Consider the following 25,949-nt stretch of genomic DNA (forward strand, 5'->3'; position numbering starts at 1 on the left):
CGCCGGCAGGACGACAAGGTCCTGCCGGTCGGTTGGATGCAAGAAAGAGCGGGAGGCCGTGCTCAGCCCGGGCGCTTCATCGCGCAGCTCGACTGCGCGGGCGTCGAGGCTTCCTCGGCCGAGAAGCGCTTCACGGGCTTGAACCCCATGTCGGTGTCGTCCGCCTTGTAGCGCGCGTCCTTGGCCACGGTCGACACCACGATGGGCATCTGCACCTGGTGGTCGGCCGCGCGCATGCTCATCTCGCCCATGGGCGTCTTGATCTTCGCGGTCTCGATGGCCTTGGCCAGCGCGTTCACGTTCAGCGCGCCGCCCTCGGGCCTGGTGCGCTTCAGCGCGTCGGCCACCATGGCCATGCCGAACACGGTCTGCGGTTCGATGAAGGCGGGGGCGTGCCCGGTCTTGGCCTTGTAGTCGTTCACGAAGCGCTCGCCCTCGGCGCCGCCGGCCTCCGCGTTGAAGGTGTGCGCCACGAAGTGGCCCACGGCCAGCTCGCCCGCGTTCGCGAGGTTGCCCGGCTGGTCGAGGAACACGGTGCCGAAGCGCACCTTCAGCCCCGCCGACTTCGATGCCTTCATCAGCAGCAGCAGGTCGTTGGACCAGTTGCCGGTGAGCACCGAGTCGGCCTTCGAGGCGCTGATCTTCGCGACGTAGGGCGCGAAGTCCTGCACCTTGTTGACGTCGTGCAGCGTCTTCTCGACCACCTGGTAGCCGCCCGCGGCGGCGTTGTCGGAAATGGCCCGCTCCATGTCCTGGCCCCACGAGTAGTTCTGGTTGATCGAATACACCCGGGTGCCCAGTGCGTTCGCCTGCTTCATGGCGCTGACCAGCGCCTTGGTGCGGATCTGCGCGTCGCCGCTGAAGCGGAAGTGGTGAAAGTTGCACTTCTCGCCGGTGAGCTCCAGCGCCTCGGCACCCACGTTGATGTAGATGATTTCCTTGCCCGGGTTGCGCAGGTTGTGCTTGCGCACGTCTTCGGTAATCTGCCCGCCGATGGCCGAGGAGGCGCCCTGCACGATCAGCTGCACGCCGTCGGCCGCGGCCGCCTTGAGCTTGTCGGCGGCGCCCGCGGGGCCGCCCTGGTTGTCGTACTCCAGCAGTTGCACCGGCTCGCCGTTCCAGCCGCCGGCGGCGTTGATCTGGTCGATGGCAAAGCGCACGGCGGTGCGATAGGCCTGGCCCGAGGAGGCCTGCGGGCCCGACAGCGTTTCGAGCACGCCGATCTTCACGGGAGCCGCCGAGGCGCTGAAGCCGGCAAATGCCAGCGTGCAGGCCACGGCGGAGGTGAGTGTGAAAGGGAGGGTGAAGGGGAGGGCGGTGAGTTTGTGCATTGATGTCTCCATGCTTATTGATGAATCGAGGTGCGCTGAACGGGGGGCGCTGCGCCTGCGGCGCCGGTCTTCAGAGGTATTCCATGTTCCCGTCGACGCTGATGGCCTGGCCCGTGAGGTTGCGTGCGGCCGGCGAGCACAGGAACAGCGCCATCGCCGCGACGTCGTCGAGCGTGACCATGCGGCGCAGCGAAATCTTGCTGAGGTACTCCGCGCGCATGGCCTCCACCGACACGCCGGCGGTGGCGGCGCGCGCGCCGATCACGCTGTTCATGCGGTCGCCCTCGACGGTGCCCGGAAGGATCGCGTTGACGCGCACCCCATGCGGCCCGAGCTCGATGGCCAGCGACTTCATGAGCCCGACGATGGCCCACTTGGTCGAGGCGTAGGGCGTGCGGAATGCATAGCCGAGGCGGCCCGCGACCGAGCTCATCGCAATGAGGCTCGGGCTCATCGTCGAGCGCTTGAGCAAGGGCACCGCGCGCTGGGCAAAGTAGAACTGGCTGTTCAGGTTGACCGCCACCGTGCGCTCCCAGTCGCCGCGCTTGAGGTCCTGGATGGCGCCCGTGGGGCCTGCGATGCCCACGTTGTTGACCAGCACGTCGAGCCCGCCGAGGGCACCCTGCACGTCGTCGAACACGCGGTCCACGTCCTCGGGTACCGATGCGTCGGCCATGCTGCAGGTGATGTCGGGCGCCTCGCGCGAAAGACGCTCTAGCGCGGAGCGGTCGATGTCGCACACATGCACGCGCGCGCCCGTTTCGCGAAAGGCGAGCGCCACGGCCGCGCCGATGCCCGCCGCCCCCGCGCTGACCAGCACGCGCAGCCCGGGCGTGGGGCGCAATGAATCGATGATGCTCATGGGTTCCTGTCTTGTGTCTCGCGGGGTGGCCCGCCTGCCGGATGCAGTGTCCGGAATCGCGCCGCGCGAAACTATGTGTGCTGCGCACACTGGCGGGGCCGCGGCGATGTGATCGCGTGGCGCGGCCGGCATGCCAGCGTGCCCTGCATCCCATAGGGGCAGGGCTGCAACCCATGGGCATCGCGGCGACGTTCTGCTAGCCTTCGCGGCCCTATGTCCTTACTGTCTCCCGAACGACAACGCGCCACGGGCCCTGCTTCCGCTGCAAGCGGCAACGCCGACGAGATCGCCGTCGACCTGGTGGGCCTGCTGCACCGCAACGCCCCCGCCGAGGAATTCGCGGCGCGGCTCGCCAGCGTCGAGGCCCTGCCCGACGCAATGCAGCGCAAGTCGAGCCTGGTGGAGCTGGTGCGCATGGCCATGGCGCTGCGCAACCGGCTCGAGGTGCACGAGCAGCGAGAGCGCGGCATGCTCGCCGTGATCGAGTCCGCGCAAGACCTGTCGAGCCGCCTCGACCTCACCGGCCTGCTGAAGGCGATCGTCAGGCGCGCGCGCAACCTGATGGGCTCGCACCTGTGCTGGCTGACCATCTACGACGCCGCCAGCGGCGAGTTCCAGGTGGTGGTGGCCGACGGCGCCATCTCGGACCGCACCGGCAAGATGACCGCCGGGCGCAACCTGGGCGTGGCGGGCATCGTGATGTCGACCCGGCTGCCGTTCTTCACGCCCGACTACCTGCACGACAACCGCTTCGTGCACGACGCGGCGCTGGACGACACCTTCCGCGACGAAGGCGTCGCCGCGCTGGTCGGTGCGCCGCTGATGTGCGACGACAAGGTGATCGGCCTGCTGTTCGTGGCCGACCGCTACCACCGCACGCACACCGCCATCAACGTGTCGATTCTGTGCACGCTCGCCACCCATGCGGCGGTTGCCATCAACAACGCCAACGCGTTCGCGGAAGCGCGCGCGGCGCTGCAGAACGCCGACATGGCGCGCGACGAACTCGAGCGGCATGTGCGCGACGTGCAGGGCGCCGCGGAGGCGCACGAGCAGCTCACTTCGTTGCTGGCGAAGGGTGCTTCGCTGGGTGCGCTGTGCCAGTCGGTGGCGCAGTTGCTCAACGGCAGCGTGCTGGTGCTCGACGAGGCCTGCCAGGTCATCGGCCGCGGGTGCGCCGCCGGCTACGCGGGCACCGCCGCGGACGCCTACGCGCCCAACGACGCGCACAGCGCCGCGCTGGCGCGCGCCCTGCACGAAAGCCGGCAGGCCGGCCGCTCGGTGGCGGCGTATTCAGCGGGCGGCGAGCTGTGCCGGGTGATTGCCGTGCTCGGCGGCAACGACGTGCTGGGCGCCGTGCTGCTTTTTCGGCATGAAGAGTTGCGCGAGGTGTCGCTGCGCACCTTCGAGCGCAGCTCCAGCGTCATCGGCATCGTGCTGCTGTCGCAGGAGCGTGTGGAGGCGGGCAAGAGCCGCGAGGTGTCGGCGCTGCTGCGCACGCTGGTCTCGCCGCGCCAGGACGAGCCCGCGCTGACGCGCGACCGCGCGGAGCGCTTCGGCCTCGACCTGTCGCAGCCCATCTCGTTGCTGGTGGTGGAAATGACGCAACCCAAGCCGGGCTTCTGGTCGCGGCGCCTGCGCGCCGATGCGAGCGCGGGCGCAGGCCTGGGCGCGATGGAACACGTGATGGACGAGATCGATGGCGTGCTGGCCATCGTGTGCGGCGCGACGAAGGCGCAGGACGTGCTGGAGGCTTTCTCCGCCTTCGCGCGGCGCGAGCTCGGCGATGCGTACCGCGGCGTGCTGTCGCGGCCGGTGCAGTCGGCCGCGGAAATGCCGGCGCTGTACGCCGCGCTGCGGCGCGCGCTGCCGGTACTGGGGCGCCTGGGCATGCGCGGCAGCATCGTGGGGCAGAACGAGATGGCGCTGTACTCGGTGCTGTTCGAGACGCACGACGAGGCCAGCCTCCACACCTTCCTGCACGCGACCATCGGCGCCGTCATGTCGCACGACCGCAAACGCGGCGCGGAACTGACCTCGACCCTGCTGGCCTACTTCGACTGCAACCAGAACGCGAAGACCACGGCGGCCCGCCTGGGCATTCACGTCAACACGGTGAGGCAGCGCCTGGCAAGCACCGAGGAGCTGCTGGGCCATTGGGGCAGCGCGAGCCGGGCGCTGGAGATTCATGTGGCGCTGCGGTTGTGGAGCCTGGGGATGGCGCGGGGGAAGGCGGAGGAGGACGAGGGGTGAGGGGCCGATGCGGCCGGGTTGCCGCGGCGCCGGGGCCCGACTCGAATCCTCAGGACGCGCGCAGGATCAGTCGGCGGAAAGAGCCAGCCGCGGCGTGAGCGCATCGGCAGCTTGCGGTTGAAGGTTCTCGAACTGCGTGCGCAGCAGCGAGACGACTTCGGCCAGGTCCAGTGCGTCGAGCCGGTTCTTTTTCAGGAACGCGATCCACTGTCTTTGCTTGGCCGCGTCTTGTGCGAATGCATCGCTCAAGCCCGAGGGCAAAGATGCCGGCATGGCCATTCGGCGCCGTTCGAACGTGGCCCCGACTGCGCGATGCAGTTGCGTAGCGTCCAGGTCGTCTTCGCTCAGCAGGATCAACAGGTCGAAGTAGTCCTTCATGCGGGTGTTCGCCATGCCGAGCAGGCAGATCGCATGAAACTTCTCGGCCACCACCGTGTACTTCGGATAGCTGCGCAACCGGGGCGCGGGCAGTTCCGCGAGCATGACGGGGTAGCTCACCGATTCAGGCGCAGGCGTCACGGCGTCGCGAAAGCCGATGTCCACCTGCAGCGCGATGCGCGCGCTTTCCAGCTTCGCCTGGAGGTCGATGCGCACGCCGCCGTAGCCTGCCTCCTTGCGAATCACGGAACCCTTGAGCGAGGCCAGGTCGAAGGCGATGCCGTCTTCCACCGCGATCTGGCAGATTTCCTCGAAAGCCGAGACAGCGGTATCGACGTCGTCCGGGCCGAATCCGAGCAGGTCCGCATCGCGCGTCGGGCGGTGCGGCTGGTCGTACCACAGCGAGAACTGCAAGGCGCCCTTGAGCAGGTAGTTGGAGGCATGGCGTGAGACCGACAGCCGGTACAGGAGCCGCTCGAGCCCGTACTGCGTGAGCGTGAGGTTGAAGTCCTGCTTTCTTTCGTCGGCATGCTGTTTCAGGCGAGCGCGGATGGAGGCCGCCAGGTTGCGGCTCATGCGGTCACGCTTTCCAGATAAGGCCTCATGACGTTGGACACGCGATCGACCGCGGCGTAGTGCCACAGCGCGTCCATCGACAGCTTGCGCTGCGCCCAGCCGTCGCGCAGCGCCTCGAGCGCCACGTCGAGGCCGATCTTGTTGCGGTACTTGAAGCAATCGGCCACCGTCTTGGTCGCATTGAACACGGGGACCTGAACACCGTCGATGAGGAAGGGCTCGATGCCTTCCGTCAGGGCCGCGCCGGACATGCGCACGACGCGCAGCGCCGGTTGGTCCAGGCGAGGGGTCGGCGAGTTGGGGGGAATCGCCATCCACGCCTCAAACGGCGCCTGGGTGCCGATGCCGTGGACGCGCAGCGCCGACAGCAGGCACACCACCCCGCGTGGCACCCGCAGGGACACCTCGGCCAGTGACCGGTGCTCGCTGAGCGCGCGGCCCGGCAGCGTGTAGATGCCGCGGGCGGCACGTTCGAGCTTGCCGGCGGCGACCAGCCTGCCGAGCACCGCCGTGGGCAGCGAATGGGCCGCCAAGTCGCGTGCGCGCAGCAGCGGTTGACGCTTCGCGAGTGCGAGAACGGCCTTGTCATGCGTCGAAGGGGCTTGCTGGGGCATCCCCCAGTTTGTTGCAATGGCTAGTTGTTTGTCAATAAGTACATAGAAAATGCATCAAACCGGATGTTGGATACGGGGGCGACGTTTGCTCAATCCCCCGCATCCCCCACCCCCTTGCGCAGCTTCAGCGCCACATCGAAAAACGAAGCCAGCACCCGGCTTTCCCGCCGTATCTGCAGGCAGTACAGATAGGTCTGCGTCACCGCAGGGTCGCCCTCGATGCGCACGGTGCGCAGGCGCTCGTCGGGAATGAACTCGGCCTCCGACACGGCGCCGATGCCGATACCCCGCGCGGCGGCCTCGCGGATCGCCTCGCGGCTGCCGATTTCCATCGCGAGCCGGGGGCGCACGCCGGCACGCGCAAAGGCCTCGTCGAGCGCGCGCCGCGTGCTGGAGCCGCTCTCTCGCTGCAGCATGGGCTGGCCGTGCAGCTCCTCGAGCCGGATCTCTCCGCGCGTGGCGAACGGGTGGTCGCGGTGCACGAAGAGGATGAGCGCGTGCCGCGCATACGGCGTGGCGCTGAAGCCGGGCGCCTCGTGGAAGCGCGCCAGCACGCCGATGTCGACCGCATAGGTCTCCAGGTCCTTGAACACGGACGATGAATTGCCCATGCGGATGGACACGTCCAGCCGCGGGTAGCGCTTGCGGTAGGCGTCGACCATCTCGATCACGTGGAAGGGCCCCACGGCACCCAGCCTGAGCTCGCCCGACTGCAGGTCGCCGCTGTCGTGCAACAGGTTGTACGAGTCCAGCTCCAGCGCCGCGATCTGCCGCGCGATGGGCAGCAGCCGCTCGCCCACGCTGGTGAGCTCGATGCGGTGCCCCTGGCGGTGGAACAGCACCACGTTGTGCTGTCGCTCCAGCGCCTGGACCTGGGTGGTGAGCGTGGGCTGGCTCAGCCCCACGGCGCGCGCGGCGGCGCTGAAGCTGCCGTGCTCGGCAACGGAAAGGAAGGCGCGGAGTTTGGCGGCTGACATCCATAGATTGTTTGAATGGATGTGTGACAAATCCGTGATCGTTTTGATATGTGGCTGTCACATGCGGTTCTTAGCCTTGCGGTATTCGCCCAGCCCACTCACTCAAAACCCCTCACACACACACCGCCATGGCTTCCCTCTTTCAACTCCGCCGCGGCCTGATGGCCCTGACCCTTGCATCCGTGGCAGCCGCCACCGCCTTGCCGGCCATGGCCGCCGAGCCCGCCAAGGCCGGCAAGCCCTTGACCATCGGCCTGATTCCCGCTGAAGACTCGCAGGCCATGATCGAAAGCAGCCGCCTGGTGCTCGACAGCCTGCAGCAGCAGCTGGGCATGCCGGTGAAGCCCTTCGTGGCGACCGACTACAACGGCGTGATCGAGGCGCTGCGCTCCAAGAAGCTCGACGTGGCCTACCTGGGCCCGTTCTCGTACGTGCTGGCCAACCAGGTCGCCGATGTCGAGGCCTTCGCCGTGGCCGTCACCAAGAAGACCGGCCAGAGCTCGTACAAGAGCGTGATCATCGCCCGCAAGGAGAGCGGCATCGCCAAGGCCGCCGACCTGAAGGGCCACACCTTCGCCTTCGTCGACCCGACCTCGGCCTCGGGCCACCTGTTTCCGAAGGCGGGCCTGCTGCAGGCCGGCTACGACCCCGAGACCTTCTTCGGCCGCGTGATCTTCTCGGGCTCGCACGACGCCAGCATCCTGGCCGTGGCCAACAAGAAGGTCGATGCCGCCGCCGTGGCCGACCGCATCCTGGCGAGCGCCATCGCCAAGGGCCAGGTGAAGGCCGACGAGCTGGAAATCGTCTGGTCGTCCAACCCCATTCCCGAATCGCCGATGGTGTGGCGCAAGGACCTCGACCCGGCATTGAAGGCGAAGATCGCCCAGGCCCTGGCCAACGTGAAAGACCTGCCATGGGGCGACCAGGGCGTGCTGAACGGCTTCCAGCCCACCAACGACGCGGCCTACAACGTGGTGCGCGACACGGCCAAGGCGCTCAAGCTCGACCTGCGGAGCATGAAGTGATCCGCATCCGGCAGCTCACCAAGCGCTATGGCGACAACGCCGTGCTGCGCGGCGTGGACTTCGACGCGGCCCCCGGCGAGTTCGTGGTGGTGCTGGGCGAATCGGGGGCCGGCAAGTCGACCCTGCTGCGCTGCGTGAACCGCCTGGCCGTGGCCGACGGCGGCGAGCTGAACGTCGACGGCATGGACGCCGTGCACTGCGCCGACACCCGCGCGCTGCGACAGCGCGTGGCCATGATCTTCCAGCACCACAACGTGGTGCCGCGGCTGAGCGCGCTGAAGAACGTGCTGACCGGGCGCCTGGGCGCGGTGTCGACGCTGGCGTCGGTGCTGCACTTCTTCAGCCGCGAAGACATCGCGCTGGCGCACGAGTGCCTGGCCCGCGTGGGCCTGGCGCACAAGGCGCACGAGCGCACCGACTCGCTGTCGGGCGGCCAGATGCAGCGCGTGGGCATCGCGCGCGCGCTGGCGCAGAAGCCGCGCCTCATCCTGGCGGACGAGCCGGTGGCGAGCCTCGACCCGCAAACCTCGCGCAAGGTGCTGCAGTACCTACACGACGCGTCGCGCGAGCTGGGCATCACCGTGCTGTGCAACCTGCACCAGGTCGACTATGCGCGCGAGTTCGCGGACCGCATCGTCGGCCTCGCGCAGGGCCGCGTGGTGTTCGACGGCGCGCCGCGGGCCATGGGGCCCGAGGACATCGACCGCATCTACACGCCGCAGCCCGCGGCCGACCGCAAGGACGCGGCCGGCCCGGCCGCGCGGCTCGCGCCGCTGGTGGCGGGCGCGCACCGCTGAACAACATTGACCATGAAGAATTCATCTACCCACCCTTCGACTTCCTACGCCTGGACCGGCCCGCTGCCCGAAGGCCGCCGCGGCTGGTTCAACCTGCTCGTCGGGCTGTGCGTCGTGGCCTGGGCGCTGCAGTGGAGCGCCGACGGCGCGCAGCTCAGCTGGTCGGAGCTGGCGGCCGGGCTGCCGCAGATCGTCGACTTCCTGGGGCGCACGCTGCCGCCCGACACCCACATCCTGGGCCGGCTGCTGGCCCCCGCGCTGGAGACGGTGCAGATCGCCGTGTGGGGCACGCTGCTGGCGGTGCTGCCGGCCATTCCGCTGTCGTTCCTGGCCGCGCGCAACCTGCAGAGCAGGCGCTGGGTGTACCAGGGCACGCGGCAGGCGCTGAACGTGGTGCGCAGCATCAACGAGCTGATCCTGGCGCTGGTGTTCGTCTCTGCCGTGGGGCTGGGGCCGTTCCCCGGCGTGCTGGCGCTCGCGCTGCATGGCGCGGGCATGCTGGGCAAGTTCTTCGCCGACGCCATCGAGGAGATCGACCAGGGCCCGCTCGAGGCCTTGCGCGCCACCGGTGCGCGGCCGCTGCAGGTGATCGTGTTCGGCGTGCTGCCGCAGGTGGTCACGGCGTGGATCGCGGTGGTGCTGTACCGCTTCGAGGTGAACCTGCGCTCAGCCACGGTGCTGGGCATGGTGGGGGCGGGCGGGCTGGGCTTCGAGCTGGTGAGCAGCCTGAAGCTGTTCCGCTACACCGAGACCGCCACCTGCATCATCGTGATCACGGTGATGGTGATCGTCGCGGACACGCTCTCCAGCCAGCTGCGCCATCGCATCCAGCGCAACGGCCGTCACTGACCATGTGGACCTACTACAACCCCGTCGACGTGCACGCAGGCTGCGGCTCGCTGGAGGCGCTGCCGCGCCTGCTGGGCGCGCGGCGCGCCATTCTCATTGCGTTTCCCGAGGCGACCGGCCTCGGCCTGGTCGAGCGCATTCGCGGCCTGCTGGGCGAGCGCCTGGCGGCCATGGAAACCGGCGTGCTCCCCAACCCCGACGTCGCGTGGCTGGCCCCGATGTACGAGCGCCTGTGGCGCGACCATGCGGACGTCGACTGCGTCATCGCGCTCGGCGGCGGCAGCGTGATCGACTGCGCGAAGGTCATGCTCACGCGCCCCGCGCACGGTGGCTTCGATGAGCTGATGGCGCTGCTCGAAGGCGCGGACGCGGTGCCCGCGGCCGGGCGCAGCCACCGCCGGCTGATCGCCGTGCCGACCACGGCCGGCACCGGCAGCGAGGTGACGCCCTGGGCCACGGTGTGGGACCAGGCGCGCGCGCGCAAGCTGTCGCTGCAGCTGCCCTGGACCTGGCCGCAGGCCGCCATCGTCGACGCCGAGCTGATGCTGAGCCTGCCGCATGAAGCCACGCTGGCCAGCGGGCTCGATGCGCTGTCGCACGCGCTCGAGTCGCTGTGGAACGTGCACCGCAACCCGGTGTCGGCCAGCCTGGCGGTGAGCGCGGCGCGCAGCATCGTCTCGACCTTGCCTCGCTTGCTGGCCGAGCCCGGCCGGCCCGAGCTGCGCGAGCGCCTTGCCACGGCCGCGCTGCAGGCCGGGCTGGCCTTTTCGAACACGCGCACGGCGCTGGCGCATTCGCTGTCGTACGACATCACGCTGCGGCACGGCACGCCGCACGGCATCGCGTGCTCGTTCAGCCTGCCGCGAATCATGCGGTTGGCGGCCGGGCGCGACCCGGCGCTGGATGCGCTGCTGCTGTCCGTCTTCGACGCTTGCGACATCGACGAGGCGGTCGCTTCGCTCTCGGGTTTTCTAGAGCACCTGGGCGTCAGCGTGGACCCGGTGAGCTACGGCATTGCCGAGGCCGACTGGAGCGACCGCATCGCGCAGGCGCTGGCCGGCGCGCGCGGACGCAACTTCGTGGCCGCGGCCTGAGCACCCGTTCCACCCATTCCACACATTTCACCCATTCGACTTTCGAACTTTCTTCATCGACACCAACGCCATGAACACCCTTTCCACCCACGCTCCCTTGCCACCGCACAGCCTGCAGGCCGTCATTTTCGACTGGGCCGGCACGCTGGTGGACTTCGGCTCGCTCGCGCCCACGCAGATCTTCGTGGAGTCGTTCGCCAGCTTCGGCATTCACATCAGCCTGGCGCAGGCGCGCGGGCCCATGGGCCTGTCCAAGCGCGACCACATCCGCACCTTGCTCGAAGAGCCCGCCATCAGCGCGCAATGGCAGGAGCGCTTCGGCGCGCTGCCCGGCGCGAGCGACATCGATGCGCTGTACGAGCGCTTCATGCCGATGCAGATCGAGAAGGTGGGCGCTTATTCGAAGCCCATTCCCGGCGCCATCGACACGCTGGCGTGGCTTCGCGCGCAGGGGCTGAAGATCGGCTCGTGCTCGGGCTACCCGCGCCAGGTGCTCGACGTGCTGCTGCCGCTGGCCGCGCAGGCCGGCATCGTGCCCGACCACGTGGTGGCCGGCGACGAGCTGGCGGCCGGCGGCCGCCCGGGGCCGTACATGGCGCTGGCCAACGTGCTGGCGTTGAAGGTGGGCGACGTGCGCGCCTGCGTGAAGGTCGACGACACCACCCCGGGCATCGAGGAAGGCCGCAACGCGGGCATGTGGTGCGTGGGGCTCACGCTGTCGGGCAACGAGGTCGGCCTGACCGAAGACGAGCTCGGCCGGCTCGCGCCGGCGGAAGTGGCCGAGCGCCGGCAGGTGGCGGACCGCCGGCTGCGCGACGCGGGGGCGCATTTCGTGATCGACAGCGTGGCGGAGCTGCCGGGCGTGATGCATGAGATTGCGCGGCTGCACGGCGCGTCGCGCGCGGAGTGATCCGGGTCACCGGGTGATGGGACGTTGCCCCGTGATGAAAGTCAGCGCGTGACGTCGACGTTGCGCGACTCGGGCAGCCGCCACATCGCCCACACGCTCAGCGCGCCCACGGCCACCACGTAGTAGGCGGGCGAGAGCGGGTCGTGCGTCACGGCCAGCAGCCAGGTGATGACGAACTGCGTGGTACCGCCGAACACCGAGGTGCTGATGGCATACACCAGCGACAGGCCGGTGCTGCGGATGGCGATGGGCATCAGCTCCGGCACGGTCAGCAGGCCCGCCGCGCCGAAGATGGCCGTGAGCGCGGCCAGGCTCGCGCTCACGCCCAGCAGCGCGAACGCGGTCGGCGCGCCGGAGAGCCACAGGAACATCGGCACGATCAGCACCATGAGCGCGATGCGCGGCAGCATGTTGACGGCCTTGCGGCCGTAGCGGTCGCACAGCAGGCCGCCCACCAGCGCGAACACGAAGGTCACGGCGCCGCCGATGAGCACCGAGCCCTGGGCCAGCGCGGGCCCCAGCTTGAGCACCTGCACCGCGTAGGTGACCATGTAGTTGCCGACCTGCGATGCCACCGCCGTCGACGCCGTCACCATGATGCCCAGCAGCAGGATGCGCCGGTGCTCCCTGAACACCGACCCGACGATTTGCGTGCCGCTGCGGTCCTGCGTGCCCTCGTGCGTTTCCGGCAGGCTGCGGCGGATGTAGATCGCGATGGGGATGAGCACCAGGCTGAACAGGAACGGCACGCGCCAGCCCCAGGAGGCGAGCTGCTCGGCCGTGAGCAGCAGCGACAGCGTCACGCCGAACACGCCGCCTACGGTCACCGCCAGGCCCTGGCTGGCGATCTGCCAGCTGGAATAGAAGCCGCGCCTGTTCGCTGGCGCCGCTTCGATGAGCAGCGCGGTCGCGGGCCCGACCTCTCCGCCCAGCGCCAGCCCCTGCAGCAGGCGGCACAGCACCACGACGATGGGCGCGGCGATGCCGATGCTGGCGTAGCTGGGCGTGGCCGCCAGCCCCAGCGTGCCCACGGTGATGAGCGTGACCGTGAGGATCATCGCGGGTTTGCGGCCGGCCTTGTCGGCGAAGGCGCCGATCAGCACCGCGCCCAGCGGCCGGGTGAAAAAACCCACGCCGAAGGTCGCCACCGCGGCCAGCAGGCTGCCGAACTCCCCGCCGATGGGGAAGAAGGTGCGCCCGATGTACACCGCGAAGTACGCGTAGATGACGAAGTCGTAGAACTCGAGGGCGTTGCCTGCGACCGCGGCGGCGATGGCCTTGCGGCTGATGGGCGTGCCGCTTGCGGGCGCTGTGGCGTCGGTGCCCGCGTGCAAAGCCTGTGCGCGCGGGTCGGCATGGGGGTGGTTCGGGTCCAGGGTGGTGGCGCTCATGGTTGTCTCCAGTGTTCTGCGGGCGTGAAAGCCAAGCCGGGTCAGGCGGCCATCGCCGGGGCTGGGGCCCGGGCAGTGCCTTCGGCAAGCCCGCGCAAGGCCTGCAGGCAGGCTTGCGCGCCTTGCGCCCAGACGGCGAGCTTCCAGTCGTCGGCCTCCGGGTAGAAGGCGTCCTTGAGCTGCGCGCGAATGCCGGCGGCCCTGGCCGCATCGGCCGGGTTCGTGGCGCCGTGGCGGTGCAGCCAGTGCTCGGCGCGCAGCGCGGCGGTGACCTGCTCGGCGGGCCGGGTGCCGTATTCGAGGCAGATGCCCACGTGCCGGGCCTGCGCGCATTCTTCGGTCAGTGCGGTCTGGATCGGCCCGGTCAGCGGGATGCTGGTCGATGTTCCCGCGGTGACCGAGGTGAGTGGGCCCCACCAGCGGGTGCCGATCGCCAGCACGGCGGGGTCTTCGTCGAAGCTCGCGAAGATGCGCTCGCCGATGCCGTAGGGGCCGAGGCCGGTGTGGATGTCGATCGACGCCAGTTCGCGCACCTGGCCTGCATGGCTTCGGAGGATGTCGCGAAAGACGAGGTTGCTCCAGGCAGGTGCCACGCCGCCGTAGTGCAGGCCGTCGGCAAAGGCATGCTGGCCGAGCGAGATGGCGCGCTGCAGGCCGCGGGCGCCGTGGCGTTCGCGGTAGGCGTGCAGCAACGCTTCGGTGGCGGGCTGCGGCGGCCATTCGCCGGGCAGCAGCAGGTCGTGGATTTCGCCGTAGCCGGCGTTCAGGGGCAGCGGCTTCGAGAAATCCACGAAGTTGCGGTTCAGGTCGATGTTCTCCTGCGTGGCCCGGCGCAGGTGCGAAAAGCCGTAGGGATTGACGGCGTGCACGTGCAGCACGGCGACGTCCTGCGATGGACGTTCGCCATCGCCAATATCGACACCATTGCCATCGTCGCCCAGTGCGAGCATGCCCGCCTGTATCGCCGAACCGCAGAAGCCCTCGACGCCGTGCACGCCGCTGATCGTGACGAGCATCTTCGATGCGTCGGCCGGTCCGTCGAGCACCACGTCGGTGGCGAGCACCTCGCCCTGGGCGCCCGCAAGGCCGAGCACGTGCGACTGCACGGCGAGGCCGCGGCGCGCGGCGGCTTGCAGGAACTTGGCGCGCGCGTCTGCGTAGGTGGCGCTGAAGAGCGCGAGGATCTGCTGGTCGTTCATGGTGCGTGCTGGATGTCTCTGGATGTCTCTGGAGATTGGTAGGGGTCAGGCGGCCGAGGGGAGCCGTTCGCTGGTGCGCTGGCGGCGACGCTCGCGGCAGGCATCGCCGAATGCCGAGAACAGGGCGCGTGCGAAGGCGCTGTCGTCGATGCGCATTTCGGGGTGCCACTGCACGGCCAGCGTGAACTGCGGCGCGGACGCGATGGAGAACGACTCGACCAACCCGTCAGGCGCCGTCGCCTCCACGCGCAGGCCGTGGCCGAGCCGCGCGATGCCCTGGTGGTGAAGCGAGTTGACGGCCACGCGCGCTCCGCCCGCGAGCCGCTCCAGCAGCCCGCCTTCGGCGATATGCAGGGCATGGCTGTCGTCATACCAGCGCTGCACGGGGCGCGCGTGGTCGCCTTCGCGGTGGTCGAGCCGGCCGGGCTGCAGGTGCACGGCGGGCTCCAGCGTGCCGCCGTGCAGCACGTTGAGCTCCTGGAAGCCGCGGCAGACCGCCAGCACCGGCACGCCGGCGGCGATGAGCGCGGGCAGCAGCGCGAAGACCGTGGCGTCGCGTGCCAGGTCGACCTGCATGTCGGCGTCGGGCTCGGCCCCATAGCGCGCGGGGTGCACGTTGGAGGGGCTGCCGGTGAGCACGATGCCGTCGATGGCGTCGGCGAGGCTCGCGGCGTCGATCGCGTCACCCGCGCAGGGCAGCACCAGCGGCAGGGCCTTCGACACCTCGCTCACGGCGCGCACATAGCCGTGCCATGCGGCATGCGCCACATGGCCGTGGCGCTCGATGCAGTCGGACGCGATGGCCACCACGGGGCGCGTCGAGGAAGAAGACAGGGAAGACCGGGAAGAGGCGGATTTCATCGCTGCGAACTGGAGTGGGATCGCAGTTTAGAAATCGCTTCAGCTTAAGTAAATTGCAATATATTCAAGAAATAGTTGCAACAAGCACAAGTGAAACGACGATGAACACACGGCAGCTGAAGCACTTTCTCGCCGTGATGGACCTTGGCTCGCTCAGCGCCGCCGCCCAGAGCGTGCACCTGAGCCTGCCCGCGCTCTCGCGCAGCGTGAGCGCGCTGGAAACCGCGCTGGGCGTGCCGCTGTTCGACCGGCAGGGCCGGCGCCTGCATCCCACGCCCTATGCCACGGCCTACGTGGAGCGCGCCCGGCGCATCGTGTTCAACGAGAAGGAAGGCGCCCGGTCGCTGGCGCTCATGCGGGCGGGCGAGCTGGGGGCGCTGTCGTTCGGCATGGGCTCGTCCATCGCTCGCTCGCTGCTTGGGCCCATGATGCGGCGGCTGTCCACGGAGTCGCCGGGTCTGAGGCTCAGCGCAATGGTGCAGAGCTCCGACGTGCTGTTCGACGCGCTGCTGAAGGAGCGGCTCGACTTCTTCATCGGCGACGTGCGCATGGCGGCGCACGAACCCGACATGGCCGTGGAGCCCGTCTACCCGAGCACCTTCGGCTGGTTTGCGCGCGCAGGGCATCCGCTGGCGTCGCGCAAGCGCATCGGCATGGAGGCGCTGCGCGCCTATCCGCTGGTGCTGGCGGGCTACTCCGACCCGACGGTCATGCGCCGCATGGCGGAAATCTACGGGCTTTCGTTGCCGCTGGAGGGGCACTTCGCGCTGAACACGGACGACGTCAACACCATCCACGAGCTGGTGACCACGGGCGACGTCATCGCGCCGGCCACCGACATCTCCTTGCTCTCTGCCCTGGGCCAGGGAACGGTCGTGGCGCTGGACGTGGAGCCCAGGCTGGACCTGGAAATCACACTGGGCATCGTGCGGCATGCGGGCCGCACGCTGGCGCCCGCGGCCGAGCGCGCGTTCGCCATCGTGCGCGAGTACTTTGCGGACGCCGCGGAACGGATCGCGCAGTTGCGTGGGTATGACGCTGGCGGCAGCGGCAGCGGCAGCGGCGGGGCTCGGCCGCGGCGAACGCGGCGTACGCCAGCGCGTTGACCGATCGCGCTGAGCGCTTCGCGCAGGTGCCGCGGACGAGTGCCAAGCCCATATAGCACTCATATGCGCATGGAAATTGCGGTGCGCCGAGGCTGCATTACCCTCCGCATCCACGATGAAAAAAGCCTACCGCGCCTCCCTCCTGCGATTCGATGCCGCCGGCCAGCCCGTTTTCGATGAAGACGGCCTGCTGGTGGTCGCCCCCGACAGCACCGGCCGCCAGCGCGTGGTCGATGCCGGCAGCCACGCCGCGCTTGCGCCGCGCCATGCCGACGCCGAGCTCACCCACCTGCCAGGGCGCATCCTCGCGCCGGGCTTCGTGGACATGCACATCCACTTTCCGCAGACCGACATCATCGGTTCGCCCTCGCCGGGGCTGCTGCCCTGGCTCGAGAACTACACCTTTCCGGCCGAGAGCAAGTTCGCCGACCCCGCGCATTCGAACGAAGTGGCCGACGTGTTCTTCGACGAGCTGCTGCGCAACGGCGTGACCACCTCGCTGACCTTCGCGACCTCGCACGTGGCCTCGGTCGATGCCTTCTTCGAGGGCGCGCAGCGCCGCGGGCTGCGCATGATCACGGGCAAGGTGCTGCAGGACCGCAACTCGCCCGACGGCGTGCGCGACGAGGCCGAGCAGAGCCTGATCGACTCCGAGGCGCTGATCCGCAAGTGGCACAACGTCGACCGGCTGGGCTACGCCATCACCCCGCGCTTCGCGCCCGCGAGCACCGACGCGCAGATGCGCGGCGCGGGCGAGCTGGCCGCGAAGTACGCCGACACCTGGATCCAGTCGCACGTGGCCGAAAACCGCGACGAGGTGGCCTGGGTGCGCGAGCTGTATCCGCAGTCGCGCTCCTACCTGGACGTGTACGCCGGCTTCGGCCTGATGCGCGAACGCGCCGTGTACGCGCACTGCATCTACCTGGACGACACCGACCGCGCGCTGCTGCGCGACAAGAAGACGGCCGCCGCCGTGAGCCCGACCAGCAACCTGTTCCTGGGCAGCGGCTTCTTCGACTTCGGCGCGGCCGACCGCGTGGGCTACCCCTACGGCCTGGCCAGCGACGTGGGCGGCGGCACCAGCTTCAGCCCGTTCCACACCATGATGGCCGCGTACTACGTGGGCCGGGAAGGCCAGACCAAGACCGGCCTGAGCATCGCGCCCTCGGAGCTCTGGTGGCGCCACACCGGCGGCGCGGCGCGCGCGCTGGGGCTCGACGGCGTGGTCGGCAACCTGCAGCCGGGCTGCGAGGCCGACTTCCTGGTGCTCGACCCGGCGGCCACGCCGCTGCTGGCGCGCAAGACGAAGCTGGCGAACACGCTGGAGGAAATGCTGTTCGCCATGATCGTGCTGGGCGACGACAGGCTGGTCGAGCGGACGGTGATCTCGCAGGCGGGCTGAGCGGGCGGACTAGGAAGCGGGCCGATCCCCCGCGCCGGGGGGAGGGCAGGCCGCGGGTGGGCCATTGGCAAGGGCGCCCATGCCACAATTCGGCCCCGATTCCCCCCCGCAGCAGCAGCGAGCGCATATGAGCATCAAGAGCGACAAATGGATCCGGCGCATGGCCGAGCAGACCGGCATGATCGAGCCCTTCGAACCGGGCCAGGTGCGCGAGGCCGCAGGCCACAAGATCATCAGCTACGGCACCTCGAGCTACGGCTACGACATCCGGTGCGCGCCTGAATTCAAGGTCTTCACCAACATCCACAGCACCGTGGTCGACCCGAAGAACTTCGACGAGAAGAGCTTCGTCGACATGCACGGCGACTACTGCATCATTCCGCCGAACAGCTTCGCGCTGGCGCGCACGGTGGAGTACTTCCGCATTCCGCGCAACGTGCTGACCATCTGCCTGGGCAAGAGCACGTATGCGCGCTGCGGCATCATCGTCAACGTGACGCCGTTCGAGCCCGAATGGGAAGGCTACGTGACGCTGGAGTTCAGCAACACCACGCCGCTGCCCGCCAAGATCTACGCCGGCGAAGGCTGCGCGCAGGTGCTGTTCTTCGAGAGCGACGAGGTCTGCGAAACCAGCTACAAGGACCGCGGCGGCAAGTACCAGGGCCAGCGCGGCGTCACTCTGCCTAAAACCTGACGCCTTGCCGGGCCGGGCGCTGACGCCCGGTTACCCCGCGCGGCGCGGCGGCAAGTACCATCCTGCGAACCCCGGCAAATACGCCAGCACCAAGCCGGCAAGGAGAGCGCGATGAGATGGGAAGGCAACGAACAATCGGACAACGTCGAGGACCGCCGCGGTGAAGGTGGCGGCGGGGGCGGTGGTGGCGGTTTCATCGGCGGGCGCGGCATCGGCATCGGCACCATCGCGGTGGCGCTGATCGCGGGCTGGGTCTTCGGCATCAACCCGCTCACCGTGCTCAGCCTGCTGAGCGGCGGCGGTGGCCAGGCGCAGGTGCAGCAGCAACAACAGGGGCCGGCGCCCAAGCCGCCCTCCGGCGACCGCGAGGCGGCCTTCGTTTCCACGGTGCTCAAGAACACCGAGGTGGTCTGGACCGACATCTTCAAGCAGAACGGCGGCACGTACCACGCGCCCCGGCTCGTGCTGTTCCGCAACGCCACGCCCACGGCCTGCGGCACGGGGCAATCGGCCATGGGGCCGTTCTACTGCCCGGGCGACCAGAAGGTCTACATCGACCTGGGTTTCTACGACACGCTGAAGAACCAGCTCGGCGCGCCGGGCGAGTTCGCGCAGGCCTACGTCATCGCGCACGAGGTCGGCCACCATGTGCAGGACGAGCTCGGCATCACCGCCAAGGTCGACGGCATGCGCAACCGCCTGAGCCAGACGCAGAACAACGCCATGAGCGTGCGCGTCGAGTTGCAGGCCGACTGTTTTGCGGGCGTGTGGGCGCATCACTCGCAGGAGTCGAAGAAGTGGCTCGACCCGGGCGACATCGAGGCCGCGATGAACGCCGCGCAGAAGATCGGCGACGACGCGCTGCAGCGTTCCGCGGGCCGCGCGGTGGTGCCCGACAGCTTCACCCACGGCTCGAGCGCGCAGCGCCAACGGTGGTTCGGCGCGGGGTACCAGAGCGGCGAAATCAAGGCCTGCGACACGTTCAACGCGCGCAGTCTTTGAGTTCGAAGCGCTCGCAGGGCGCGTGATTGCTGACTTGGTTGCTATTGAATAAATAGCAATTCCGCCGACGCGGGCGTTGTCATGCGGCCGTCACTGCCGTTTTTTGCGGCAATGCGACAATAGAAGGCTTAATGACAAGCTCCTTCTCCAATCTAATGCTGGCGGAACCGCTGGCGCGCGCCGTGGCCGAAATGGGCTACGAGACCATGACACCCATCCAGGAGCAGGCCATTCCGGTCGTGCTTTCGGGCCAGGATGTGATGGGCGCCGCCCAGACCGGTACCGGCAAGACGGCGGCGTTCTCGCTCCCGTTGCTCCAGCGCATGCTCAAGCACGAAAACGCCTCGACCTCGCCCGCGCGGCACCCGGTCCGGGCCCTGGTGCTCCTGCCCACGCGCGAACTCGCCGACCAGGTCGCGCAACAGGTCAAGCTGTACGCCAAGTACACCAACCTGCGCAGCACGGTCGTCTTCGGCGGCATCGACATGAAGCCCCAGACGCTGGAACTGAAGAAGGGCGTCGAAGTGCTGGTCGCCACGCCGGGCCGGCTGCTGGACCACATCGAGGCCAAGAACGCGGTGCTCAACCAGGTCGAGTACGTGGTGCTCGACGAGGCCGACCGCATGCTGGACATCGGCTTCCTGCCCGACCTGCAGCGCATCCTCAGCTACCTGCCCAAGCAGCGCACCACGCTGCTGTTCTCGGCCACCTTCTCGCCCGAAATCAAGCGTCTGGCCGGCAGCTACCTGCAGAACCCGGTCACCATCGAGGTGGCGCGCCCGAACGAAACGGCCTCCACCGTCGAACAGCGCTTCTTCAGCGTGAGCGACGACGACAAGCGCCGCGCCCTCACGCAGATCGTTCGCCAGCGCGGCATCACGCAGGCCTTTGTCTTCGTCAACAGCAAGCTCGGTTGCGCCCGCCTGGCACGTTCGCTCGAACGCGACGGCCACCGCACCACCGCGCTGCACGGCGACAAGAGCCAGGACGAACGCCTGAAGGCGCTCGCCGCGTTCAAGGCCGGCGAAGTCGACCTGCTGGTGTGCACCGACGTCGCGGCCCGCGGCCTCGACATCAAGGACGTGCCCGCCGTCTTCAACTTCGACATTCCGTTCAACGCGGAAGACTACGTGCACCGCATCGGCCGCACCGGCCGTGCCGGCGCCTCGGGCCTGGCCGTGAGCTTTGCCAGCGGCGGAAACGACGCGCGGCTGGTGGCAGACATCGAGAAGCTGATCAAGAAGAAGATCGAGCTCGAGCCCGTCGAGTGGGACGAAGACCGCCCGCGCGGCCGCATCAACGATGGACGCCGCCACTGGCGCGAAGAAGGCGAAGCCGGCGACGCACGCGATGTGCTCGACCAGCCGCGTGAACGCAGCAGCAGCCTGGGCGGCGGCGATTCCCGTCGCAGTGGCAGCGGTGGTGGCGGACGCCCGCACCGCGCGCCTTCCGCCTCGCGCGACCCGTTCTTCGACAAGCCCTACGAACCCGGCGCGGCCGACGCCACGCCCGCGTGGGAAGCCGCCGCCAAGGCAGCGCCCGCACGCGGCGTGTCGAGCAACATCAAGAGCAAGCGCAAGGTTGCGGCACTCTTCAAGAGCGCCGAGCCGAGCTGACCCCAGCCAACCTGAGATGTTGAAAAAAAAGCGGCGCAATGCGCCGCTTTTTTCATTTCAGCGCCAGCCGCGATGCCAGCCGTACTGCGGGTGGTGCCAGCCCCAGCCGTAGCGCGGGTGATAGGCCCACACAAAGCCCACGCCGGGCGACACGTAGGTCGGCTGCACATAGGCCACGCCCGGCGGCGCTGCATAGACGGGTTGGGCCGGCGCAACCACGCAGCCGGTGAGGGTGGCTGCCAGCGCCGCGGCAGACAAGGCGAGCGCTGTGGATCTGGTGGTGAATCTCATGGCGAAGCTCCTGGGGAGTTGTTGTCGGTGTTCACAACCAACGCCTCGCCACTTCGCCGGATGACCTGCGGCGCGCCACTCGGTGCGCCTTTACCCGGGCGCAACAGTGTGACCGTTCTGTTGTCATCCTTTCAACGCGCTTTCGCCGCTGAACGCCAGCCTCAGATCACATGAAAGTGATGCGTGCCGTCGCGCCCCAGTTGCGCGACCAGGCCGAACTCCCAGTCCAGGTAGGCCTGCATCGCTTCCGCGGGCGCGTCCGTGCCTTCGTAGGGGCGGCGGTAGCGGTCGGTGCGGGGCGTGGCCAGGCGGGTCTCGCCCGTCTCGGCCTGCAGGCCCGCCGCGAACCACGCTGTGTTGCCGCCTGCGAGCACCAGCACCTCGACATCTTTCTTGCCGCGCGCATCGAGCAGCGTGCGCAAATCGGCCGCCGCATAGCGCGCGAGCAGGCTGCTGCCGCAGGTGAGCACATAGTGCGGCGAGGCCGGCACCACCGCATCGATCGCGTTCGCCAGCTGCGCGCGAATCGCGTACCAGGCGCCCGGAATGTGCCGTTTCACGTAGTTGGCGCTGGTGGTCACGTCGATGAGCGCGGTGTCGCCTTGCTCCAGCAGCGCGGTCAGTTCGGCCGGTGAAATTTCCGGCACCACCGGGTCGACCGGCGGATAGGCGGGCGCCGGCGCCGCCGTCTCGGTGAAATCGGCCACGCTCGGCACGGCGTCCGACACATAGACCTCCCACCCCATCTGCGCTAACCACGACGCGCTCATCGACGCGCGCACGCCGTCGTCGTCCGCCAGCACGATGCGCGCGCCGCGCACCGGCACCTGGTGGTCGGTCTCCTGCACCAGTTGGCCACCAGGCGCGCTGGCGAAGCCGGACAGGTGGCCGGCCGCGTATTCCTCGGGCGTGCGCACGTCGAAGCGGTACACGGTGCGTCCGGGCGCTTCCAGCGTCTGCACGGCGTCGAGCGCGATGCGGCGCACGCCGGCCGCATCGGCCACGCGCCGCGCGTCGGCCTGGGCCTGCGCGCGGTGCGCGTCCGACACGGCGGCGGGGGCTTGCCGGGCGGCGCCGTGGTCCAGCACCTGGCCGGCCAGCTTCCAGCCGATGGTGCCGTTGCGCAATGCCGCCACCGGGTTGGGAATGCCCGCGTTCACCAGCGACTGCGTGCCGATGATGCTGCGCGTGCGCCCCGCGCAATTGACGATCACCTGCGTGGCCGGGTCGGGTGCCAGTTCGCGCACCCGCAGCACCAGCTCCGCGCCCGGCACGCTGGTGGCCGAGGGAATGCTCATGGTCTGGTATTCGTCGAAGCGGCGCGCATCGAGCACCACGACGTTCGCCTTGCTTTCGACCATCGCCTTCACCTCCGGCGCGGAAAGCGAAGGCGTGTGCCGTTCATGCTCGACCAGTTCACCGAAGGACTTGCTCGGCACGTTCACGTCGCGGAACAGCTCGCCGCCGGCCCGGCGCCAGCCTTCGAGCCCGCCTTCGAGTAGGTGCACGTGGGTGTAGCCGAGCGCGGCCAGCGTCCGTGCCGCGAGCGGCGCGAGGTCCGTGCCGCCGTGCTCGCCGTACAGCACCACCAGCGTGTCGCGCCGCGGAATGCGCCGCCAGGCCTCGATCTCGATGCGCGACAGCGGCAGGTTCGCGGCCCACAGCGGATGCTCCTGCGCGAACGGGTCTTCCTCGCGCACATCGAGCAAGGCGGTTTCTTCGCGGGCGATGAGCCGCTCGCGCACGGCGGCGAAAGAAAGAACGGGGAATGAAGCAGAAGAAGAGGCAGTCGTCATGCGGGTGTCGAGGAAGACCTGAGTTCAGCGCTGCGGTCCCACAGGTTGGGCAGCAGCGCGTTGGAGTAGCCGGAGACGAAGGGCTTGCGCACGTCCTGCGCCGGGTCGGTCGGGTAAGTATGCCGCCGCACCGCGCCGATGTTGGCGCCGTACACGTGGATGCTGATCGACACGCGGTCGGCGTGCGCGTTGTGCACGCGGTGCAGGTCGCCCACGGTGGGCGACACGGCTTCCACGTCGCCCGCGTCCAGCCGCACCGCGTCGCCATGCGCCTGCACGCGGCCGGTGCCGTCGGGCGCGAAGCCCTGGCTGTACTCGGCGCCGCGCAGCATGCCGATCAGCCCCCACACCGTGTGGTCGTGCACCGGCGTGGCCTGGCCCGGCCCCCACACGAAGCTCACGACCGAGAAGCGCTCGGTGCTGTCCGCATGCAGCAAGAACTGCTGGTAGCGCGTGGGGTCGGGCTGGGCGAAGGCATCGGGCAGCCAGTCGTCGCGCGCCACCAGCGTGCGCAACAGTGCGCCGCCTTCGCGCAGGATGCGCGGCTCGTCGGGCGCGCCGTCGAGCAGCCGGCCGAAGGCGACCACGAACTCGCGCAGCGGCGCAATCGAGGAGGGCGTGTCGATGCCGCTCACGCCGGGCGCTTCCACACGCTCGTGTCGGTGATCGCGCGCACGTCGACACGCACCGGCAGGATGCCGTCGCGCGCCGAGCGGTCGGCCACCGTCTGCAGCGCCGCGATGTCGGCCTCGCTCACCGGCCGGCCCGCCACCGACGCGCGCGCGGTGATGAGGCGCGACGACTCGATCGGCAGCCGCGTGAGCTGGCTGTACGCCTGCGCATAGGCCTCGGGGTTGGCCAGTGCCCAGTCGCCCGCGCGCGCGAGCCGGTCCAGGAACTGCACGATGGCCGCGCGCTTGGCCGGGTCGGCCAGCGACGACTCGGTGGCCGTGATGAAGCCCAGCGCCGTGTTGATGCCGCGCCCGTCGCGCAGCACGCGGCCTCCCTGCTGCCGCGCGATGGTGTAGTAGGGGTCGAACACCGCCCAGGCGTCGATCTGCTTCGAGGCGAAGGCCGCGGCCGCGTCGGTCGGCAGCACGAACTTCACCGTGACCTCTTCGCGCTTGACGCCGGCTTCCTCGAGCGCGCCGTAGAGCTGGTATTGCGAGATGCTGCCGCGCGCCGACGAGACGATCACGGTCTGCCCGCGCAGGTCGGCCACGCTGCGCAGCCTGGAGTCGGGCTGCACCACGATGCCCAGCGAATCGGCCTTGCCGACGCGCGTGGCGACGATCTTCAGCGGCGTCTTGCCGACGGCCGCGGCCAGCACTGGCAGGTCGCCCGCCATGGCCGTGTCGACGGCGGCGCTGCGCTGCGCCTCGAAGAGCGGCGCAGCGCCCTGGAAGTTGGCCCAGCGAAAGGCGAAGGGGGCGCCCTCGAGCGCCTTGGAGGCTTCGAACAGCGAGCGCAGGCCGCCGGCCTGGTCGCCGAGCACGAGCGTGGTCTGGGCTTGTGTTTGCGAGAAGGCGCGCAGCGGGCCGGCCGCGGCCAGCGACAGCGCCGCGCCTTGCTTGAGCCAGCCGCGGCGCGAGGCTTTGGAGAACAGCAACGCGCTCATGCCACGGCTCCCGTCGACAGCAGCGCGCGCCTGCCCGCCGCCACCAGCACCGCGTCGTTCTGCGGCGTGTGGATGCGGCTGCACAGCACGTCGCGGTAGTGCCGCTCCAGCGGGTTCTGGCGCGTCAGGCCATGGTTGCCGGTGAGCTGCAGCGCCAGCTCGACCGCGCGAACGGCGTTGCCCGTCACCGTGTACTTGAGCAGGCCGCTGTCCGCGCCGGGCTGCGCATGGCCGCTGTCGACCGCCGCGGTGGCGTCGTCGAGCAGCACGCGGTTGGTGCGCAGCAGCGCCTCGATCTCGCCCACATGCTCCTGCACGCGCGGCAGCGTGGACAACGGCGCACCCAGGCTGCCGGGCGCGCGCGTGGTCAGGAAACCCAGCAGCCAGTCGCGCGCGGCAGTGGCCACGGCGTCGTACAGGCTGCCGAGCAGCACCGTCATCCAGGCCTGCTGCGTGGCGTGCGCGTCGATGTCGGTCTGGCTGCCCGCGTCGGGTGCCCAGTCGGCCGGCGCGCGCAGGTCGACCGCGTGGGCAAGGTCGATGGCGACGTTCTCGAACACCACCTCGTGGCTGCCCGAGGCGCGCAGGCCCAGGTGGTCCCAGCTGGCGATCACGCGCACGCCGGGCGCATGGCGCGGCACCAGGAACACGCCGGTGCGCGGCACCGCCTCGTCGGTGCGGGCCCACACCGACAGCCAGCTCAGGCCCTCGATGCCGGTGGTGTAGAGCTTGTGGCCGTCGATCGTCCAGCCGTCGCCTTCACCTTTGCCTGCGCTAAGGCGGCGGGCCACCGTCGCCGGCAGGCCGCCGCGCGCGGGCGAGCCCAGCGCGGGCTCCACGCGCAGCGCGCTGATGAGCGCGCCCTGCGCCACGGCGTCGCGCGTCACGCGTTCGCGCAGCGCGGCCGGCCAGCGGCTGTCGGCGCGCGTCAATGCGTGGTGCTGCAGGTAGGTCATGGTGAGGATCAGCGCCGTGGCGGGTTCGCCGCGCGCCACTGCCGCAATCACGCGCCGCGCGGTCGCCAGCGTGGCACCGCCGCCGCCGTATTCGGCGGGCGCCACCAGGCCGACGAGGCCGTGCGCCTGCAGCGTGGCGAAGTTCTCGCGCGGAAAGGCGCCGCTGCGGTCGTGGTCGGCCGCGGTGGCGGCGAACTGGGCCGTCAGGCGCGCCAGCACGGCCGCGTCGACCGTGGGGGTGTTTTCTGGCGGGGCCGACGCGCGGCGCAAGGGGAGTGCACTCATGGTTCCCGCACGGTAGCGGCGCGCCCGGCGCCGGAAAACGACGCATCCCGCATAACCAAACTCGTT

Annotated in this window: 24 protein-coding genes; 11 read left to right on the plus strand and 13 right to left on the minus strand. The window is 69.4% G+C overall.

Features of this window, described 5'->3' with window-relative positions; translation table 11 throughout:
* Positions 1-62 precede the first annotated feature (62 nt).
* Both QTI51_RS19895 and QTI51_RS19900 read right to left on the minus strand, forming a co-directional pair.
* A complete protein-coding gene (locus QTI51_RS19895) occupies positions 63-1,331 on the minus strand; it encodes a branched-chain amino acid ABC transporter substrate-binding protein (protein ID WP_286515262.1) in 1,269 nt (422 codons plus the stop codon).
* 70 nt (positions 1,332-1,401) lie between these two features.
* A complete protein-coding gene (locus QTI51_RS19900) occupies positions 1,402-2,193 on the minus strand; it encodes an SDR family oxidoreductase (protein ID WP_116911214.1) in 792 nt (263 codons plus the stop codon).
* Between the two features lie 213 nt (positions 2,194-2,406).
* Here QTI51_RS19900 and QTI51_RS19905 point away from each other — a divergent pair, with 213 nt between their 5' ends.
* Positions 2,407-4,446 carry a helix-turn-helix domain-containing protein gene (locus tag QTI51_RS19905; protein WP_286515265.1) on the plus strand — a complete coding sequence of 680 codons (2,040 nt, stop codon included), beginning with the start codon at positions 2,407-2,409 and terminating at the stop codon, positions 4,444-4,446.
* 66 nt (positions 4,447-4,512) lie between these two features.
* On the opposite strand, the gene QTI51_RS19910 is transcribed toward QTI51_RS19905, so the two are convergent.
* The 3 genes from QTI51_RS19910 to QTI51_RS19920 form a co-directional block, all read right to left on the minus strand.
* Positions 4,513-5,400 carry a nucleotidyl transferase AbiEii/AbiGii toxin family protein gene (locus tag QTI51_RS19910; protein ID WP_286515266.1) on the minus strand — a complete coding sequence of 296 codons (888 nt, stop codon included), beginning with the start codon at positions 5,398-5,400 and terminating at the stop codon, positions 4,513-4,515.
* Complete coding sequence (locus tag QTI51_RS19915; protein ID WP_286515267.1) at positions 5,397-6,014, minus strand: type IV toxin-antitoxin system AbiEi family antitoxin domain-containing protein; 618 nt, start codon at positions 6,012-6,014, stop codon at positions 5,397-5,399. The genes QTI51_RS19910 and QTI51_RS19915 overlap by 4 nt, the downstream gene beginning before the upstream one ends.
* An 89-nt stretch (positions 6,015-6,103) precedes the next feature.
* A complete protein-coding gene (locus QTI51_RS19920; RefSeq protein WP_116911210.1) occupies positions 6,104-6,991 on the minus strand; it encodes a LysR substrate-binding domain-containing protein in 888 nt (295 codons plus the stop codon).
* A 128-nt stretch (positions 6,992-7,119) separates the two neighbouring features.
* Between QTI51_RS19920 and phnD the strand changes: the two genes are divergently transcribed.
* From phnD to phnX, 5 genes are all read left to right on the plus strand, one after another.
* Positions 7,120-8,016, plus strand: a complete 897-nt coding sequence (gene phnD / locus QTI51_RS19925; protein ID WP_286515268.1) for a phosphonate ABC transporter substrate-binding protein — start codon at positions 7,120-7,122, stop codon at positions 8,014-8,016.
* The gene (gene phnC / locus QTI51_RS19930; protein WP_286515269.1) at positions 8,013-8,813 is read left to right on the plus strand and encodes a phosphonate ABC transporter ATP-binding protein; all 801 of its coding nucleotides are present in this window, start codon (positions 8,013-8,015) and stop codon (positions 8,811-8,813) included. The genes phnD and phnC overlap by 4 nt, the downstream gene beginning before the upstream one ends.
* A gap of 12 nt (positions 8,814-8,825) precedes the next feature.
* On the plus strand, positions 8,826-9,662 hold the full coding sequence (gene phnE / locus QTI51_RS19935; RefSeq protein WP_286515271.1) for a phosphonate ABC transporter, permease protein PhnE: 837 nt from the start codon (positions 8,826-8,828) through the stop codon (positions 9,660-9,662).
* A 2-nt stretch (positions 9,663-9,664) separates the two neighbouring features.
* Positions 9,665-10,756: an iron-containing alcohol dehydrogenase PsrA gene (psrA, locus tag QTI51_RS19940; RefSeq protein ID WP_286515273.1), complete on the plus strand. Its 1,092-nt coding sequence runs from the start codon at positions 9,665-9,667 to the stop codon at positions 10,754-10,756.
* Positions 10,757-10,826: 70 nt separating this feature from the next.
* Positions 10,827-11,666, plus strand: coding sequence for a phosphonoacetaldehyde hydrolase (gene phnX / locus QTI51_RS19945; RefSeq protein ID WP_286515275.1), 840 nt, complete (start codon positions 10,827-10,829; stop codon positions 11,664-11,666).
* Positions 11,667-11,707: 41 nt separating this feature from the next.
* Here the strand turns inward: phnX and QTI51_RS19950 are convergent, their stop codons facing one another.
* The 3 genes from QTI51_RS19950 to QTI51_RS19960 are packed head-to-tail and all read right to left on the minus strand — an operon-like array spanning position 11,708 to position 15,117.
* Positions 11,708-13,057 (minus strand): MFS transporter, encoded by a 1,350-nt coding sequence (locus QTI51_RS19950; protein ID WP_286515276.1) that lies wholly within the window; start codon positions 13,055-13,057, stop codon positions 11,708-11,710.
* Positions 13,058-13,098: 41 nt separating this feature from the next.
* Positions 13,099-14,256, minus strand: a complete 1,158-nt coding sequence (locus tag QTI51_RS19955) for a M14 family metallopeptidase (RefSeq protein WP_286515277.1) — start codon at positions 14,254-14,256, stop codon at positions 13,099-13,101.
* A 45-nt stretch (positions 14,257-14,301) separates the two neighbouring features.
* Positions 14,302-15,117: a gamma-glutamyl-gamma-aminobutyrate hydrolase family protein gene (locus tag QTI51_RS19960; RefSeq protein WP_286515278.1), complete on the minus strand. Its 816-nt coding sequence runs from the start codon at positions 15,115-15,117 to the stop codon at positions 14,302-14,304.
* Between the two features lie 101 nt (positions 15,118-15,218).
* Between QTI51_RS19960 and QTI51_RS19965 the strand changes: the two genes are divergently transcribed.
* From QTI51_RS19965 to QTI51_RS19985, 5 genes are all read left to right on the plus strand, one after another.
* Complete coding sequence (locus tag QTI51_RS19965) at positions 15,219-16,223, plus strand: LysR family transcriptional regulator (RefSeq protein WP_286515280.1); 1,005 nt, start codon at positions 15,219-15,221, stop codon at positions 16,221-16,223.
* A gap of 115 nt (positions 16,224-16,338) precedes the next feature.
* Positions 16,339-17,625 (plus strand): guanine deaminase, encoded by a 1,287-nt coding sequence (gene guaD / locus QTI51_RS19970; RefSeq protein WP_286515281.1) that lies wholly within the window; start codon positions 16,339-16,341, stop codon positions 17,623-17,625.
* Between the two features lie 127 nt (positions 17,626-17,752).
* Positions 17,753-18,319: a dCTP deaminase gene (dcd, locus tag QTI51_RS19975; RefSeq protein WP_018905384.1), complete on the plus strand. Its 567-nt coding sequence runs from the start codon at positions 17,753-17,755 to the stop codon at positions 18,317-18,319.
* A gap of 111 nt (positions 18,320-18,430) precedes the next feature.
* The gene (gene ypfJ, locus QTI51_RS19980) at positions 18,431-19,321 is read left to right on the plus strand and encodes a KPN_02809 family neutral zinc metallopeptidase (protein ID WP_116911203.1); all 891 of its coding nucleotides are present in this window, start codon (positions 18,431-18,433) and stop codon (positions 19,319-19,321) included.
* Positions 19,322-19,452: 131 nt separating this feature from the next.
* The gene (locus QTI51_RS19985; protein WP_286515283.1) at positions 19,453-20,937 is read left to right on the plus strand and encodes a DEAD/DEAH box helicase; all 1,485 of its coding nucleotides are present in this window, start codon (positions 19,453-19,455) and stop codon (positions 20,935-20,937) included.
* 57 nt (positions 20,938-20,994) lie between these two features.
* On the opposite strand, the gene QTI51_RS19990 is transcribed toward QTI51_RS19985, so the two are convergent.
* The 5 genes from QTI51_RS19990 to QTI51_RS20010 form a co-directional block, all read right to left on the minus strand.
* Positions 20,995-21,228, minus strand: coding sequence for a hypothetical protein (locus tag QTI51_RS19990; RefSeq protein WP_116911201.1), 234 nt, complete (start codon positions 21,226-21,228; stop codon positions 20,995-20,997).
* A gap of 161 nt (positions 21,229-21,389) precedes the next feature.
* The gene (locus QTI51_RS19995) at positions 21,390-23,024 is read right to left on the minus strand and encodes a rhodanese-related sulfurtransferase (RefSeq protein ID WP_286515285.1); all 1,635 of its coding nucleotides are present in this window, start codon (positions 23,022-23,024) and stop codon (positions 21,390-21,392) included.
* Positions 23,021-23,659, minus strand: a complete 639-nt coding sequence (locus QTI51_RS20000; protein ID WP_286515287.1) for a cysteine dioxygenase family protein — start codon at positions 23,657-23,659, stop codon at positions 23,021-23,023. Before QTI51_RS20000 ends, QTI51_RS19995 begins: the two co-directional genes overlap by 4 nt.
* Entirely contained in the window at positions 23,656-24,642 is a 987-nt protein-coding gene (locus tag QTI51_RS20005) for an ABC transporter substrate-binding protein (RefSeq protein ID WP_286515289.1), read from the minus strand. Before QTI51_RS20005 ends, QTI51_RS20000 begins: the two co-directional genes overlap by 4 nt.
* Positions 24,639-25,883 carry an acyl-CoA dehydrogenase family protein gene (locus QTI51_RS20010; RefSeq protein WP_286515291.1) on the minus strand — a complete coding sequence of 415 codons (1,245 nt, stop codon included), beginning with the start codon at positions 25,881-25,883 and terminating at the stop codon, positions 24,639-24,641. The genes QTI51_RS20005 and QTI51_RS20010 overlap by 4 nt, the downstream gene beginning before the upstream one ends.
* Between the last annotated feature and the right edge of the window lie 66 nt (positions 25,884-25,949).

This window comes from Variovorax sp. J22G73, from assembly GCF_030317035.1.
GTDB lineage: Bacteria > Pseudomonadota > Gammaproteobacteria > Burkholderiales > Burkholderiaceae_C > Variovorax.